Raw genomic sequence first — 233 nt, 5'->3', positions numbered from 1 at the left:
CTGCCATGCCCACGATCGTGAGTGCGTTGGGCAGGACGTCTATGCCGATGGCCGCGACGAAATCCTGCAGCTCCTTCACGTCGCCGGTGAGCCGGGTCATGATCTCCCCGGCGCGATTGCTTCGATGAAATGCGAGCGACAGCCGCTGAAGATGCGAGAAGAGGTCGAACCGGATTCGGAACACGACGCGTTGGCCCGTGTCGAGAAAAAGCCTATTACCGAAATAGCCGAAG

Annotated in this window: 1 protein-coding gene; it reads right to left on the bottom strand. The window is 59.7% G+C overall.

Annotated features, from left to right (window positions below; genetic code table 11):
• On the bottom strand, positions 1-233 hold a 233-nt coding region (locus AB1471_RS17965), incomplete at both ends, for an ABC transporter transmembrane domain-containing protein (protein WP_367781076.1).

The organism is Jeotgalibacillus marinus (assembly GCF_040801915.1).
GTDB classification, from domain to species: Bacteria; Bacillota; Bacilli; order Bacillales; family Jeotgalibacillaceae; genus Jeotgalibacillus; species Jeotgalibacillus marinus.
Note: the sequence above shows the minus strand (reverse complement) of the source record. Positions and strands in the feature narration are given on the sequence as shown.